The following is a 16,378-nucleotide window of genomic DNA, read 5'->3' as shown; positions in this document are numbered from 1 at the left end:
ATATTTAGATTATATTTATAATTATATAATATTTTTATATTGAAAATTATAATATATTATATAAAAATATCATTGTTTTAATATGAATTAGTGCAAACATAATATATATTTTTATAATTGAAATAATAAATTTAATACTTTATATATAATAAATATATAAATTTATTATTATTAATAATATGAAAATTATTATAAAATTTTTATTTTTATAAAACTTTCGTTTAAATTATATTAAATATTTTTAATATTTAATTAATTTTATAATTGTACCTATTCTAATACAAATTAGATATTTTATATATATTTTTTTTAATATTTTATTAAAATTTTAATAAAATATTGTAAATTTAAATTAATTTCTTAATTTAAATTTAGAATTTTTATTTATTATAAACTTTTTAATAAAAAAAACTATATTTTATTGTAAAAAATAAATATTATTTTTTAATTGAAATAATCTTAAAAAATTTTTTTTTAGTATTTTAATAAATTTCAAAAAATCTATTTTTATATATTTTTGAATACATTTAGCGATAAAATATAAAAATGATGGTTGATTTTTTTTTCCTCTATAAGGTTCGGGAGATAAGTAAGGAGAATCTGTTTCTATTAATAATCTATTTAATGGTATAAATTTTAAAATTTCTCTTAGTTTTTCAGATTTTTTAAATGTTATTATACCAGAAAAAGATATATAAAATCCTAAATCTAATAATTTTCTTGCAAATTTTTTTTTTCCAGTAAAGGAATGAATTATTCCAGAATATAATTTTTCTTTTTTAGAAATTAATATATTTAATAATTCTTTATCAGAATTTCTATTATGTATAATAATTGGTTTTTTTTTTTTCTTAGATAGATGTAAATGATATTCAAATAGTTTTATTTGGTTTTTTTTTTTTTGTTTTGATTTAAAAAAATCTAATCCAGTTTCTCCAATAGCAATAACTTTATTATTATTAATATTTTTTTTTAATTTTTTGAGATCTTCATTTGTATGAAAATAATTAGGATGTAAACCACAAGATAAGAAAATATTATTATAATTTTTAGTAAGTTTCAATAAATTGTAAAAATCTAAAATAGAAGTTGATACGGATAAAAATGCTCTTATATTTTTTTTATAAGCATTTTTTAAAATTTTATCTAAATTCATTTTTTTATCTAATTGACATATATTATGAATATGACAATGTGTATCAATTAAAAACATTTTTATTTCCTTGTTAAAAGATATTAAATATATAATTTCTTTTTATAAAAGAGTTGAAAATAATAAAATTTGTTCTGTAAAAATTAATTTTTTATCAATATAATCTGAATAAAATAATATTCTTTTATATATAATCCAAGATTTTATATGTTTATTTAATTTTTTAATATTATTAATTTTCGCAATTTTTTTAATTAACTTAATTTGATCTAAATTTATTATTTTTTTAGAATTATATGTTTTGTATTTTATAACATCTAATATTAAACAAATAATCCAGTTAGCTATTTTATCTTCGTGATATGTATTAATTAATTGTATTAAATTAACGTTACTTTTATTAATTGTATTATTATATATTTCTAACATAAAATTTTTTCTTTCATTTAATAAATATGTATTTAAAAATTTATGTGTAATTAATGGTATATTATTATTTATTCTTAATGCTGTTAATATTTTTTTTTTTTTATAATTTTTATTTTTTTTTTTTAACCAAAATAAATTTTTATTTTCATCTAAAGTATTAATATAATAGATTATAGATCTACTTTTAATCGTATGATCAATTTTTGAGATATTTGTAGTACGTAAAAAAAATATAGTATTTTTTGGAGGTTCTTCTAATGTTTTTAATAGAGAACTACTTGCTTCAGGAGTAAGATAATTAATATTTTGGAAATAAATAATCTTTTCCTTCCCTTGTTGAGACATTTGATATATACATTTAATTATATTTCTAATTTTATTAATTTTAATATATTTTTTTCTAAAACTATTTTTAATAAAATAAAAATCTGGATGTACATTATTTTTTATTAATAAACAAGATGAGCAATTATTACAATATTTTTCTTTGTTTTTATAAAGACATAATATCCATTGACAAATGTTTAAAATCAAATTTGATATTCCGGTTCCTATCGGTGAATTTATTAAAATAATTGGATGAAGTTTACTAATGTGATATTTTTTAATTATATTTTTATAGTAGTTAACTAACCAAGGATAGAGGTTCATAAGAATATTTATTCTTTTAGTTTTTTTTTTTTTATATACGGAATTATATCTTTAATTTTTTTTATTTTTTCCGCTTCAATATCAAATAATTTAATGTTAAATTCTTCTTCTAATAACATAATTAATTCTACAAAATCTAATGAATCAATTTTTAAATCATTTTTTAAATTATTATTTAATGAAATTTTTTTAATATTAATTTGAAATTGTTTTGCAATTATTTTTTTTACACGATAGTTGATATTTTTCATATATTTATCTCAAAAATTATTATCAAAAAAAAGAAAAATCTATTTTATATAGAGTGAAATTTTTATTTATGTATTAAGATCTATATACATTCCTCCATTTACATGAATATTTTGTCCTGTTATATATGAAGATTTTTTAGAAGATAAAAAAGATACAACATAAGCAATATCTTTTGTTCTTCCAAGAAAACCTACTGGTATTTTTTTTAAAATGTTTTTTTTATTAGCCAATAAAAATTTTTTTGTCATATTTGTCATGATATATCCAGGAGATACTACATTGACAGTAATTCCTTTTGAAGCTACTTCTATAGCTAAGGATTTTGAAAATCCAATTAATCCAGATTTTGATGCAGCATAGTTTGTTTGTCCACTTTGCCCAAGAGAACCAATTATAGAACTAATTATTATTATTCTGCCATACCGATTTTTTATCATATTTGGTAAAAGTATTTTAGTAATATAAAATATAGTAGATAAATTTATATTTATAACATTATTCCATTCTGTATCTTTCATTGTAATTAATAAACTATCATTTATAATACCAGCATTATGTATAAATATATCAATAGTATGAAATTTTTTAATTATTTTTTTTATTTTTTTTTTAATAATAGATATTTTAAGAAAATTAATTATTACTCCAGTTCCTTTTTTTTTAAATGTTTTATTTAATTTTTTTAGTCCATTTCTCGTAGTAGTAGTTCCTATTACATATATTCCTTTTCTTATTAGTTCTTTAGAAATACTTTTTCCTATTCCTCCACTAGCTCCTGTAATTAAAGCAATTTTTTTTTTCATAGTTTTTTTATTATATTTTTTACTAATAATAATTTTTTATTACTATTAGTAGGATATGACAAAATTTTTTTGTGTTCTTTATTTAAATTACTTAATATTTGCCCAGGTCCTATTTCAATGAAGATTTTTATACCTATAGAAATTATTTTTTTAATATTGTCATTCCATTGAATTTTAGTATATATTTGTTTTAATAAAGAATTAAATATATCTTTTTTTGAATATAATAGTTTAGAATCATTATTACTAATAATTGGACGTTTTCTTTCAAAAATTTTTATTTTTTTTAAATAATAAGAAAATCTTTTTTTATATTTTTTTAAAAGTTCACAATGAGAACTAAAAACCATTGGTAATCGAATAATTTTTACTAAAAATTGTTTTTTACAAATTTTTCCTACTGTATACACAGTAGAATAATTTCCAGTTATGGTAATTTGTGTATTTGAATTAATTGCTGATATAAATGCTTTATTTTTTTTTGTTGATACTAATATACATATATTTTTTATGATTGTATAATTTAAACCAATAATAACCAGAGTTAATAATCGATTATTCTTTGCTGATAATAATAATATTTTGTTACGTATTTGAATGATTCTAAGAGAATCTTTAAATAAGATATTTTTATTACAAACTAAAGCTGAATATGTTCCTAAACTGTGTCCACCCATTATATATGGATTTAAATATATTTTTTGTTTTAATAATTTATATATGGAAATAGAAGAAATAAATATTAATTGATATATATCTTTATAATTAATTAAATAATTTTTATTTTGAAAAAATTTTTTATATATATTTATATGTAATATATCAGATGCTTCATTAAATATTTCTTGAATAATATTATATTTTTTAAAAAAAAATTTTAAAAATTCCATATTATGTAAACCATTTCCTGGAAAAATTACTGAATATTTTTTCATATAATATTTAAATTTTAATTATATATATTATTTATAATAATAAATATAAATTTTTTATATTTTAATTATTAATTAGAATATTAATTTAAAAAATATTTAAATATTTCATTAAAAATATTTTATTTTTAATGAAATATAAAAATTTTTAAGAAATATACTATAATATATAGTTTATCATATTTTAATTTAATATTTTTTTTTAAATAAAAAATTTATTTCATTAATTAATTATTTATACATGTTAAAATTACTGTACTTTTATTTTGACAATAAATGAAATAATAATGTTTTTTTACCTTTATAATATCCTTTTTTAGTTATATGATGTCGAATATGTATTTCTTTTGATAATTTATCTATTGATAATGCATGCTGAATTACATGATCATGAGACCTTCTTTTTCCTCTTTTTGCCCTACTAGGCTTACTTTTTTGTACAGCCATTTTTTCCTCTTTTTGTAAAATTTTTTATATAATATAATTATTCAAATATTTTTTAATATTTTAGAAAATTTTTAAAAAATATTTTTTGAAAAATATTTTAAACAATTTTGAAATTTTTTATCCAATGGTGCTGTAATAGAAAAATTTTCATTATTTCTGGGATGAAGAAAAGAAACTTTAAATGCATGAAGCAATAATCTACTATTTTTTTTAATAATTTTTTTTTTTTTTTTTTCTATTTTTCCATATCGGTTATCAAACACAATAGGATGTCCAAATTGTGCAGTATGAACTCTAATTTGATGTGTTCTTCCTGTGATTGGTATAATTTTTACTAATGTTTTATTATTTAAATATTTTTTTATTTCAAAATTTGTTTGTGCTAATTTTCCTTCTTTATGAACACAAACTTTTTTTTTTTGTTTAATGTTTTTTTTTTTTAATAATGGAAGTTTAACTATTTTATTTTTTTTAGACCAATATCCATGTAAAATAGCTAAATATTCTTTATATATTTTTTTTTCACGTAAATTTATATGCATTTTTTTTAAAATTGAACGTTTTTTTGAAAGAATTAATATTCCTGAAGTTTCTTTATCAATTCTATGTACAAGTTCAAGAAATTTTAAATCAGAACGAATTTTTCTAAATATTTCAATTACTCCATAACTTATCCCGCTTCCTCCATGTACAGCGAAACCATAAGGCTTATTAAAAATAATTAAATCATTGTCTTCAAATAAGATATTTTTAATAAATAATTGTATAATAGATTTTGATAAATTAATTTTTTTTTTTTTTGTTTCAATATTAATAGAAAAAAATGTAATATTATCATTAATTTTTAACTTATAATATGGATGTACTTTTTTTTTGTTTATTTTTATTTTACCTATTCTTAAACTTCTATATATCATACTTTTTGGCAATTTTTTAAAAGTTTTAAATAAAAAATTATCTATTCTTTGTTCTGACATATGTTTTTTAATAATTATTATTTTTTTAAAAGAATTAATGATATTCATATATTTATCTTTAATAAAATAAATTAATAGTATGTGACAATTATATATTGTAATTTTATATTGTATATAATATTATTTTAAATTTTTATAAATTTAAAATTTTTATTAAAAATTTTAATATATTAATAATTTAATTAATAAATAAAAAATAGAATTAATGAAAATAAATATTCCCAAAAATTTTTATTTTTTTTTGATTATTTTTTTTTATATAATTAAATTTTTTATTTTTCATCGAAATTGAAACATTCAGAATATTACGTAAAATTTTTTCTTGTAAGTTTTTTTTTTTTGGAAGATATAATTTTATAGTTTTTTTATCTATTAAATAAGCAATATTAGGATAATAATAATTAATTTTTTTCAAAATTTTTTTTAATATTTTTTTGTTTTTTTTTATTAATTTTAAAAAAATTTTCCCATTATTATTTTTATAAATATTATTTGAAATTGATTTTTCAAGAATAGCTCCGTTGATAATTTTTTTTCGATTTGGATTATTTTCTTTGTTTTTTATTTTTTTTTTTATTAGAATATTTCCTTGAGCTATAGCACAAATTTTTTTATCTATATTTTTTAATGGAGTCATGAGTAATGTTCCACCAGTTAGACTAGTTGCATTTCCAATAGAAGATACAGTAATATCAATTTTTTTCCCTATACAATCAAATGGTGAAATTATTGCTGTAACTATAACCGCGGCGGTGTTTCTCGTTTGTATAGATTTACTATTTTTAGTATGAAGACCAAATTTTATAAGCATATTATTTAATGATTGATACGTAAAAGGTGTTTGTAATGTTTGATCTCCAGTTCCATTTAGTCCTACTACTAAACCATATCCTATAAGTTGTATATCTTTACTTCCTTTAATATATACAAGATTATTTATTTTTTCTGCAGAAACATAAGATATATTTATTAAAATAATATATATAAATATTATAATATATCTAAATTTGTATAAAATATTCATATTTTTAGATTTTTTTTTATTTATGAAAGATAAATGAATAATTTTTTATTTATATAATTAATATATTAAAAGAAAAAATGAATAATTTTTTTTATATAAAAGAATAAAATATTCTTTTTTATGTTTTTATGTATATATTGAATTATAAAATTAGAAACTTTAGAGGAATGAATAGAATTATTTAAATTTATTTTTTTAGCATCAATAATTCCACGAAATTTAATTGTTTGTATACTATTATTAATAATAATTTTTTTTTTTCCTAAAACTTTTAGATATTTGTTTTTTAAAATTTTAATAACTGTAGTTGATATTTTAAATATCATTTTATTATTTATATATATTTTTTTTTTGATGTTAAAATCGTTTGTTTTTTTTTTTTTTTTTAAAAAAAAATTTTCTCTAATTAATGGAGTTGCATAAATTGTATTATTTGATTTTTTATTTAAATATTTTATAACTTTGTTTTTAAAAATGTTTTTTTCATTAAATATTACTAATATAGTATCACCAACACTATAATTTTTATAGTTATTAAACCATGATTGATTGTTATGTTTAGATTTTTTATTTTTATTTAATATTTTACTATTTAATTGAATAATATTATTCTTCTTGATTTTTTTATTGTAAGAAAATGATTGATTATATATAAAAAAATTAATTAAAATAGTTAATAGAACTATTTTAAAAAAAAAATAAATTGATTTCATGGTAAATATAATTTCCTAATGTACTATATGAAATAGTTATAGTTTTAATCATATTTTTATTATTTATTTTAATAATTTATTTAATAAAATTTATTTTTTTAAATAAAAAACTATATTTCTTTGTAATAAATATGTTTACTAAAATAAAATTAATATAAAAATATAGTATAGAAACAGATTTTCATCTAGTTTCTATACAATGTGTTCTGTCAAATAAAAAATATTTTTTATTTAAAATAAATTATAAAAATTTTATTTGTATACTATTTTATGAATTAATTTTCATATCAGATTCAAGTGATCTTATAACATTTAATGTATTTATCAAATTATTTGTTTTTTTAATATCATTTTTTCTGATAGTATTTTTTAACACATAATTAGATTTTGTTTCTAAATTGTTGTTTTTATATTTTTCTAAACCAGAATAACTTAAATCAAAAATTTCACTTTCATTACGAGATATAACATCATTATTATTTAAAGTGATGAATTTTAATTGTCCTAAAAATATTGGTTTATAATTTATTTCATTATTATCTTCTTTAGTAACAATTGTACCGTCCATTTTAATTAAAATTTTTTTATTTTCAGGAACTATAATAGGTTTTTCATCAGTATTTAATAACGTATAATTATTCATACATAATTCGCGATTTTCATTAATAGCAATATGACCTTCACGTAAAAACCCTTCATATCCATCATCATCAAAAACAGAAAACCAACCAGTTTCTGTGTCTTCATCAATTGAAGAATTTGAATAAGATTGTAATGATGAATTATCATCTGAATTTATATCTACTATTTTTTTGTTTGTTATTTGATCATCACTAGAATTTGTTTGAATGTTGTAAGCATATTTTTTATAAAATTCTGTATCTATATTATCATAATCTTGATTTATTATAGTTTCTTTACTAATTAAATTTCTATCATCTAATGTAATTATAGAATTTATTATATTATTCATATATTATTCCTACTTTTAATATTATAAATATAAATTTATATTATTTAATAAATAATTTTTATAAAAAAAAATTTATGTAAATTTTTATATAATTTAATTTAATAAATTTTTTTTTTATTTTTTTGAATATTATCATATAAAAAATTTTATATTTATCTTAATAATTATTTATTTTGAATAAAATTATTTATATATAAAATTATATAATTTTTATTTTTTATTTAAATTAAATTAAATAATTAATTTGATTTATTATATTTAAATACAATTTATTATTATTATATTTTTAAATTATAATATTCAATAATATAAAAATAGTAAATTTTTTTTATATATAAATTAAATAATTTTTTTATCTGCTATTATTTTCAATAACTTAAATTTTATTATTTTAAGTATGTATAGTTGTATTAATTATAAAAATTTTATAAATAATATTTAAATTATTTTTATAATCATAAATTTATTAAAATATTTATTATAATTTTTTTTGCATATTTATTTTATATCATTTTTTTATTTAATAAATTTTATTTATCTGTTGATATATTATGTAAGAAAAATATATAATTAAATAGTATAATTATTTAATTTAATTTTAAAATATTAAAAATAAATGTTAATAATATATTTGTATATTAAATATTTTAAAATTTAAATTTATATTTAAATGATATTTTTATTTTTATTTAAATATAAAATTTAGTTATCATAGATAATATTTTTTATAAAATATCCCATATTTATTTTTTAATATATTATTTTTATAAAATAATTGTATTTAATATATAATAATATATTAATATTATTAATATTATTTAATAATTTTAAAAATCAAGGAAAATATATGAAAAAATTTTTTATAGTCAGTACTTTGCTATTATCTAGTATTTTTTCTGTTGCTCATGCTGAATCAAATACTGTAAAAAAAAAATGGAATTTTGGCATTCAATTTAATTCATTAAATCCTTTAAAATCATTTTATAATTATAAAATTTTATGTTTAAAAAATTATAAAAATATTACAAAAAAAATTATTTCTTTAAATCCTGGTTTTTTTACAAAATATCAGAAAAATCCTTATCTTAATTTTGAATTAAAATTAAATCTTTTAGAAAATAAAATTAAAGATATAAAAAAAAATACATTAAACGCATATTTTTCTAATGTTGAATATGCTACGAATATTATGTATCCTTTAAAAAAATATTTAAATATTTATACAAAAATTGGAGCAAAAATAAAAGCTAATATTCATAATACATGTTTAAAAGATATATTTATGATAAAGAAATATAAAAAATTTTCTCCATTATTTTCTATTGGATTAGAACTGTTAATTAATAAATATTTACATAGTAATATAGATATTAATTTAAACAAACATTTTCATAAATTACAATTAAATAAGATATCTACTTTTACTGATAATGTTAATATAGGTTTTTCATGGAAATTTAATCCTGTTAAAGATAAAATTATAAATCTTTTTAAAAAAAGTAATAATAAACTTTTTTTAGAAAATTATGAAAGTTTTAATAAATATAAAAATATTAAAGATAAAATATTTTTTCATCCTAAAATTTTTAAATTATCTTCTACATCAAATGATTTTTTAAATGTTTTAATAAATAAAATTAGTAAAATAAAAAAAGATAAAATTTATCTTATAATTACAGGAAATATGAATAATCAATTAAAAAAAACAAAAAAAAATAAAATTATGTCTTTTAAAAGAGCTTTAGAAATTTCTAAATTTTTTGTAAATAATGGAATTTTAAAAAAAAATATTATTATACAAGGAATAAATAATATAGATTTAAAAAATAATATTATATTAAATAAATTTTTTACAGGGAAAAATTTATTAAATGATCCATATTTTGAAAATCAAAAAGTAAATATTGAATTAAAAATAAATTCTAAATAATTTTTTTAATAAAATTAAAAATTTATTTAATTATTTTTATGAAATGTATTTCATAGAATATTTTTTGTATTTCTTTACTTTTAAATAATTAATTTGTATAATATATAATAATAATTTTTTAGGAGGAATGGCCGAGTGGTTTAAGGCAGCGGTCTTGAAAACCGCCGATGAGAAATTATCCGAGAGTTCGAATCCCTCTTCCTCCATATTTATTATTTATATATTGAATTCATAATCATATATGGCGCGTTGGCAGAATGGTTATGTAGCGGATTGCAAATCCGTTGAATCTGGTTCAATTCCAGAACGCGCCTATTAAATAAATTTTTTTATATAATATATCATGCCCAGATGGTGAAATTGGTAAACACAAGGGACTTAAAATCCCTCGGCTTTTAATAGCTTTGCGGGTTCAATTCCCGCTCTGGGTATATTTTTATTAAATTTTAATTAGTAATTTGTATTACTGTATAAGATTTATTTTTAAGTAAAATTTTAAAATTAATTTTATTAAAATTAATAATATATTTTAACGAAATAAAAGAACTAATTACTATTCGTAATTCTCCTTTCTTTTTTAAATGTTTTTTAGAATTTTTTATTATTTTTTTTAATATTTTTAAATTAATTTTTAAATTATAATGAATAGGTGGATTAGATATAATCAGATCATATCTTTTTTTAATATGTGAATAAATATCACTAAATAAAACTTTTCCAATTAAATTATTTTTTATGAGATTATTTTTACTACACCAAATAGCCGCGTCATAAATATCAGTTAATGTAATTTTTATTAATGGATTTTTTTTTGCTAGAGCTATACTTAAAATTCCTGTACCTGAACCAATATCTAATATTTTACCATTGATTTTTTTATTAAAGGTTGATATTAGTAATTTACTACCAGTATCAATTTTTTTATATCCAAAAACTCCTGGTAAACTTTGAATAGTTATATTATTCCAAATATAGATGTTTATAAATTTATGTAAATAAAATTTTGGTAATTTCATTATTTTTGCTTTATATAAAGAACATGTTCTAGCATAATCTATTTTTTTAAATATTAAATAATTAGAAAAAATTTTACTAATACTATTAATTCCACATTTTTTTTCACCAACAACATATATCACGCAAGTTTTAGATATATGAGATAATAAAAATGTTAAGTGTAACTTAAATTCTTTTTTATTTTTTGTTAAAAAAAAAATTAATTGTTTATATGAAGATAATTTATTTTTATGGTTAAAATTATTAAAAATAACATTTTTACTGTTTTTTTTAAGTATTTTAAGATAAAGATTAAAATAATTAACATAAAAAATAAATCTTTTTATTATATTAATTTTTAAAAAAACACTAGGTATTATTCCTGATATAATTGTAGTTTTGTTTTTAAATAATTGAAAATTTTTTTTTAATATTTTGTATTCTTTTGATATTTGAAATGTTTTAATTACTGTTTTATTCATAATTTTATTTTCAAAAATTGTTTAAAATATAAAAAAAGTAAATTTTTTATATAAATTTTTAAATATTATAACAAAAATATTTTTAAAAATATCATTTAATATTTATATTCAAAAAAAATTTTTTATATAAATATATTTTTTTATATTAAATATTATTATTAGTAATTAGGTAAAAATATATGAAAAATAAGTTAATAACTTTTAAAAATAATAATTTTACTGCTTTAGTAATTTATTTAGAAAATATAAATTTTAAATATTTTAAAAAATTTTTACTTAAAAAAATCCAAAAATCTCCTATTTTTTTTAAAAATATACCAATAGCATTAAATATAGAAAAACTAGCTTTTAATTTTAATTGGATTAATCTTAAAAAATTTTTTTTTTCTATTGGATTATTTTTAATTGGTATTTTTGGTTGTAAAAAAGAATCAGTTAAACTAGATATTTTAAAATCTGGATTACCTATTTTGTTTAAAAAAAAAAAAACATTATTAAATTTTAATAAAAAGAAAAATTTTTTTAATAAAAATAGTAATAAAAATCATTATTCTTCTCTTTTCATAAAAAATCAAAAAAGTTATTTAGTTAATGAATTAATACGTTCGGGGCAAAGAATTTATGCACCTAATACAGATTTAATAATAACAAATAATGTTAGTCCAGGAGCGGAATTAATTGCAGATGGTAATATACATATTTATGGGAATATGAAAGGAAGAGCATTAGCAGGAGCTCATGGAGATGAAACTAGAAAAATTTTTTGTACAAAATTATCAGCAGAATTAATATCAATAGCAGGAGAATACTGCACAGTAGATCAAATTCCGATAAAATTTTTAGAAAATAGTGTAGAAATTAGTTTGGTTAATAAAAAAATTTTTATAAAATATAATCATTAAATTAAATTTAATTAACTAAATAAGGTAAGTTTAATATGACTAAAATTATAACTATTACTTCAGGAAAAGGTGGTGTAGGAAAAACAACATCAAGTGCTTCTATTGCTACAGGTTTAGCGTTACTTGGAAAAAAAGCTGTAGTTATAGATTTTGATATTGGTTTAAGAAATTTAGATTTAATTATGGGATGTGAAAGAAGAGTAGTATATGATTTTATAAATGTAATTAATAAAGAAGCAACAATTCAACAAGCATTAATTAAAGATAGAAAAATAAAGAATTTGTTTCTTCTTCCTGCATCACAAACACGAGATAAAGATTCATTAACTACTAATGGAGTAGAATATGTATTAAAAAGTCTCTCTAATATGAATTTTGAATTTATTATATGTGATTCACCTGCTGGAATAGAATCCGGAGCTTTAATTGCACTTTATTTTTGTGATGAAGCAATTGTTGTTACAAATCCTGAAATTTCTTCTATACGAGATTCAGATCGAATTTTAGGAATTATTTCTTCTAAATCTAAAAGATCTAAAGAAAATAAAAAACCAGTTAAAGAACATTTATTGTTAACAAGATATGATCCAAAAAAAGTTGTTAAAGGTGATATGCTGAGTATTGATGATATTATTGATATACTTCAAATTCCTTTAATTGGAGTAATTCCGGAAGACTTAAATATATTAAAATCTTCTAATCAAGGTTTATCTATCGTATTAAATAATACATCCATTGCTGGAAAAGCATATCAGGATACGGTTCAAAGATTATTAGGAAATAAAATACCATTAAGATTTATAGTAGAAGAAAAAAAGAGTTTTTTACAATGGTTATTTAGGAGATAAATATAATGATATTAAATTTATTTATATCAAAAAAACAATATACAGCTAGTTTAGCTAAAAAAAGGTTGAAAACATTAATTAAGAAAAAAAAAAAATTTTTTTATCAATCAAGTTATCTTCCGCAATTAAAAAATGATTTACTATTAGTAATTGCGAAATATATAAAAATTCAGCCTAATAAAATGTCTATTCAAATAGAAAAAAGAAAAAAAAATTTACTAATTTTAGAAATTAATATTACTAATGTGAAATAATAATTAAATAATTAAATATAATTTTTTTTATTATATTTTATATAAATATTTTGGGTATATTTGTTTTATGTTGTATTTTTTGTACAATAATAAATATTTTACTGCATAAGTAATAATATCATTTGAATGTGGAGTAAAAATATTTGTTTGAAATAATTTAACTGATTTTTTAAAATTTTTTTTTATTTTTTTTTCAAAACCAATTAAAGACCATTTTCCAGTATATTTTTTAATTTTTTTTTTAATAATATTCATATTGGAAAATAATTTTTCTGTATGTTCTCCAATCCATAAACCAATTTTATTTTTTATATATTTAGCCCAAAAAATTTGATTTTTAGAAATCTTAATAATAAGTAAAACATTTTTAACATAATTTTTTCTCCAGCTTTGTTCTGATAAAATTTTTAATGTAGAAAAACCAATAATAGGAATATTATATATAGTAGAAATAGTTTGCGAAATTCCTATAGAAATTCTAATTCCTGTAAAACTTCCTGGTCCGATAGTGCATGCGATGAAATTAATTTCATCTAAAGTAGTATTTGATTGGATTAATATTTTTTTAATCATATAAAATATATTTTTCTCATGTGCATTCGAACATAGCTTAAATAAACTATAAATTTTCTTTTTATATAACAAAGAAATAGAACATGAATGTAACGAGGTATCAATTGCTAAAATATTTTTTTTAAAATTCATTAATAATTCCTTTTATTTTTTGTATTAATATCATTTTTTTTTATTTGTATTAAATAAATTTTATATAAATTAGATTTTAATATTTTAAAATAATAATTTTTATAAATTATTATTTTTCCTGTTTTAGGAATTTTTTTATATTTATAGATTAAAAAATCTGCTAATGAAAAACATTTATAATTTACTTCTTTAAAATTAATTTTTAAAATTTTCTCTAAATTTTTTAATTTAATCGAACCATTCATTATCCATTTTTTTTTATTTAAAATAATTTTAGGAGTATTATTAATATCCAAAAAATTTCCAAAAACAGTTTGAAAAAGGTTTTTTATAGTTAATATTCCAACAACTTTTCCATATCTATTATTTATTAAAATAATATTGTTATATGAATAACGTAAAATTTTTATAATATTAATTATATTTAATGAATCAGGAACAAAAATTAATGAATTATATTCAATATAATTGTTTATATTTTTATTTTTATTAATTAAATTAATTAATTTTTCTTTTTTAATAAAACCTATAACTTCATTAAATTTCCAATTACATAATATTATTATTTTATACGGAATATTTAATAATTTTTTTTTTATGTTTTGATAACTATCATTAATATTAATCCATTTAATTTTTTCTTTAGGAATCATAATTTTATAGATTGAATAATTATTTAAATGAAATATTTGATTTACTATTTTTATTTCTTTAATAATATTATTATTATCATTTATATCATTATTTAAATATTTAATATTTTTTTTTTTATTAAATAAAAATTTTTGATTAATAAAATTATGTTTCTTATTATATTTTTTAATTATATAAGAAATTAATGATAATATTTTTTTTTTAAATAATTTTTTTGATTCTTTTTTTTTTTTTTTATTAATTCTAATTTGATTTATAATTTCTATGAATAATGAAAATTCAACAGATATATATAAATATTTTTTAGATATATAAAAACCTAATGATTCTATAATTAAGTTTAAACTAATCATTAGTAATAAACTTAAACATAATGTAATAATAGATTTTTTTGAATTAATAAATTTAATTAATAATTTAGATAAAAAAATCATTAAAATAGTTGATATTGTTACTGCTATTATCATAATAAAAAGGTTATGTGTTGTACCAATAGCAGTCATTATTGAATCAATAGAAAAAATTACATCTAATATTACAATTTGAATAACTATATACCAAAAGCTTGATCTAAGATCTTTTTTTTTTTTTTTTTTATCAAATATATAAATATGATTAAATAATTCAAATATTGTTTTTATAAATAAAAAAATACCACCTATTAATAAAATAATTTCTTTTCCCGAAAAAATAAAAAATTTGTTTATTATAATTGGTTTTGTTAAAGATATTAATTTTGATGTTATACCAAGCAACCCAAAACGCATAAATAATGCAAATATTAAACCAGTATATCTTGCTTTATTTTGTTGATTTTTAGGTAATTTTTTTGATAAAATAGCAATAAATATAACATTATCAATACTTAAAATAATTTCTAAAAAAACTAATGTAAACAGACCCATCCAAATAGTTGGATCTAAAAAAGAAGACATGAAAAGTACTCCAGAAAATGATTAAAAAATAATAATATTGTAAATAGTTATTTGTCAATATTTTATAATAATATAAATAAATATTATATTATTATATATTTTATTTTTAAAATATATACAAAAATATATATTTTTTATGTTATTTATAAAAATATTTAATTATATTAACTAATATAGATTTAATAAAAATTTTTATAAAATTAAATAATTTTTATTATTTTAATAAAATAATATCTTAAAATGAATAAAAAATTTATATTTCTTAAAATATTAAATATAATTATTATTAAATAATAAAATTATATTTAATATAATAAC

17 protein-coding genes and 3 tRNA genes are annotated in these 16,378 nt (G+C 16.1%); 7 read left to right on the top strand and 13 right to left on the bottom strand.

Features of this window, described 5'->3' with window-relative positions:
- Window positions 1-418: 418 nt before the first annotated feature.
- From BCC_RS01145 to BCC_RS01100, 10 genes are all read right to left on the bottom strand, one after another.
- Entirely contained in the window at window positions 419-1,213 is a 795-nt protein-coding gene (locus BCC_RS01145) for a TatD family hydrolase (protein WP_011672608.1), read from the bottom strand.
- A 42-nt stretch (window positions 1,214-1,255) separates the two neighbouring features.
- A complete protein-coding gene (locus BCC_RS01140) occupies window positions 1,256-2,233 on the bottom strand; it encodes a DNA polymerase III subunit delta' C-terminal domain-containing protein (RefSeq protein WP_011672607.1) in 978 nt (325 codons plus the stop codon).
- A gap of 8 nt (window positions 2,234-2,241) precedes the next feature.
- Window positions 2,242-2,484 (bottom strand): acyl carrier protein, encoded by a 243-nt coding sequence (gene acpP / locus BCC_RS01135; RefSeq protein ID WP_011672606.1) that lies wholly within the window; start codon window positions 2,482-2,484, stop codon window positions 2,242-2,244.
- Between the two features lie 66 nt (window positions 2,485-2,550).
- On the bottom strand, window positions 2,551-3,288 hold the full coding sequence (gene fabG, locus BCC_RS01130; RefSeq protein ID WP_011672605.1) for a 3-oxoacyl-ACP reductase FabG: 738 nt from the start codon (window positions 3,286-3,288) through the stop codon (window positions 2,551-2,553).
- Window positions 3,285-4,223, bottom strand: coding sequence for a hypothetical protein (locus BCC_RS01125; RefSeq protein ID WP_011672604.1), 939 nt, complete (start codon window positions 4,221-4,223; stop codon window positions 3,285-3,287). The genes fabG and BCC_RS01125 overlap by 4 nt, the downstream gene beginning before the upstream one ends.
- A 258-nt stretch (window positions 4,224-4,481) precedes the next feature.
- Window positions 4,482-4,667, bottom strand: coding sequence for a 50S ribosomal protein L32 (rpmF, locus tag BCC_RS01120; protein WP_011672603.1), 186 nt, complete (start codon window positions 4,665-4,667; stop codon window positions 4,482-4,484).
- A gap of 71 nt (window positions 4,668-4,738) precedes the next feature.
- Window positions 4,739-5,692, bottom strand: a complete 954-nt coding sequence (locus BCC_RS01115; protein WP_011672602.1) for an RluA family pseudouridine synthase — start codon at window positions 5,690-5,692, stop codon at window positions 4,739-4,741.
- 154 nt (window positions 5,693-5,846) lie between these two features.
- Window positions 5,847-6,668: a flagellar basal body P-ring protein FlgI gene (locus tag BCC_RS01110; protein ID WP_011672601.1), complete on the bottom strand. Its 822-nt coding sequence runs from the start codon at window positions 6,666-6,668 to the stop codon at window positions 5,847-5,849.
- Window positions 6,669-6,733: 65 nt separating this feature from the next.
- Entirely contained in the window at window positions 6,734-7,381 is a 648-nt protein-coding gene (locus BCC_RS01105; RefSeq protein WP_011672600.1) for a flagellar basal body L-ring protein FlgH, read from the bottom strand.
- 268 nt (window positions 7,382-7,649) lie between these two features.
- Window positions 7,650-8,354, bottom strand: a complete 705-nt coding sequence (locus tag BCC_RS01100) for a FlgF (RefSeq protein WP_011672599.1) — start codon at window positions 8,352-8,354, stop codon at window positions 7,650-7,652.
- Between the two features lie 847 nt (window positions 8,355-9,201).
- On the opposite strand from BCC_RS01100, the gene BCC_RS01095 reads away from it, so the two are divergent.
- The 4 genes from BCC_RS01095 to BCC_RS01080 all read left to right on the top strand — a co-directional run bounded on the left by BCC_RS01095 (window position 9,202) and on the right by BCC_RS01080 (window position 10,715).
- On the top strand, window positions 9,202-10,284 hold the full coding sequence (locus tag BCC_RS01095) for an outer membrane beta-barrel protein (protein ID WP_011672598.1): 1,083 nt from the start codon (window positions 9,202-9,204) through the stop codon (window positions 10,282-10,284).
- 121 nt (window positions 10,285-10,405) lie between these two features.
- A tRNA-Ser gene (locus BCC_RS01090) sits at window positions 10,406-10,490 on the top strand.
- A gap of 37 nt (window positions 10,491-10,527) precedes the next feature.
- Window positions 10,528-10,598: transfer RNA gene (locus tag BCC_RS01085), tRNA-Cys, on the top strand.
- Window positions 10,599-10,629: 31 nt separating this feature from the next.
- A tRNA-Leu gene (locus BCC_RS01080) sits at window positions 10,630-10,715 on the top strand.
- A 15-nt stretch (window positions 10,716-10,730) separates the two neighbouring features.
- Here BCC_RS01080 and BCC_RS01075 read toward each other — a convergent pair.
- A complete protein-coding gene (locus tag BCC_RS01075) occupies window positions 10,731-11,762 on the bottom strand; it encodes a methyltransferase (protein WP_011672597.1) in 1,032 nt (343 codons plus the stop codon).
- Window positions 11,763-11,941: 179 nt separating this feature from the next.
- On the opposite strand from BCC_RS01075, the gene minC reads away from it, so the two are divergent.
- Genes minC through minE form a run of 3 tightly spaced genes read left to right on the top strand, consistent with a single transcriptional unit; the run spans window position 11,942 to window position 13,766 of the window.
- The gene (gene minC / locus BCC_RS01070; protein WP_011672596.1) at window positions 11,942-12,664 is read left to right on the top strand and encodes a septum site-determining protein MinC; all 723 of its coding nucleotides are present in this window, start codon (window positions 11,942-11,944) and stop codon (window positions 12,662-12,664) included.
- 35 nt (window positions 12,665-12,699) lie between these two features.
- Window positions 12,700-13,512 (top strand): septum site-determining protein MinD, encoded by an 813-nt coding sequence (gene minD, locus BCC_RS01065; RefSeq protein ID WP_011672595.1) that lies wholly within the window; start codon window positions 12,700-12,702, stop codon window positions 13,510-13,512.
- A gap of 5 nt (window positions 13,513-13,517) precedes the next feature.
- Window positions 13,518-13,766: a cell division topological specificity factor MinE gene (gene minE / locus BCC_RS01060; RefSeq protein ID WP_011672594.1), complete on the top strand. Its 249-nt coding sequence runs from the start codon at window positions 13,518-13,520 to the stop codon at window positions 13,764-13,766.
- Between the two features lie 30 nt (window positions 13,767-13,796).
- On the opposite strand, the gene tsaB is transcribed toward minE, so the two are convergent.
- Together tsaB and BCC_RS02070 are read right to left on the bottom strand one after the other, a co-directional pair.
- Window positions 13,797-14,471 (bottom strand): tRNA (adenosine(37)-N6)-threonylcarbamoyltransferase complex dimerization subunit type 1 TsaB, encoded by a 675-nt coding sequence (gene tsaB / locus BCC_RS01055; protein ID WP_011672593.1) that lies wholly within the window; start codon window positions 14,469-14,471, stop codon window positions 13,797-13,799.
- Window positions 14,471-16,060: a TerC family protein gene (locus BCC_RS02070; RefSeq protein WP_011672592.1), complete on the bottom strand. Its 1,590-nt coding sequence runs from the start codon at window positions 16,058-16,060 to the stop codon at window positions 14,471-14,473. Before BCC_RS02070 ends, tsaB begins: the two co-directional genes overlap by 1 nt.
- Between the last annotated feature and the right edge of the window lie 318 nt (window positions 16,061-16,378).

Source organism: Buchnera aphidicola BCc (assembly GCF_000090965.1).
GTDB classification, from domain to species: Bacteria; Pseudomonadota; Gammaproteobacteria; order Enterobacterales; family Enterobacteriaceae; genus Buchnera_F; species Buchnera_F aphidicola_F.
Note: the sequence above shows the minus strand (reverse complement) of the source record. Positions and strands in the feature narration are given on the sequence as shown.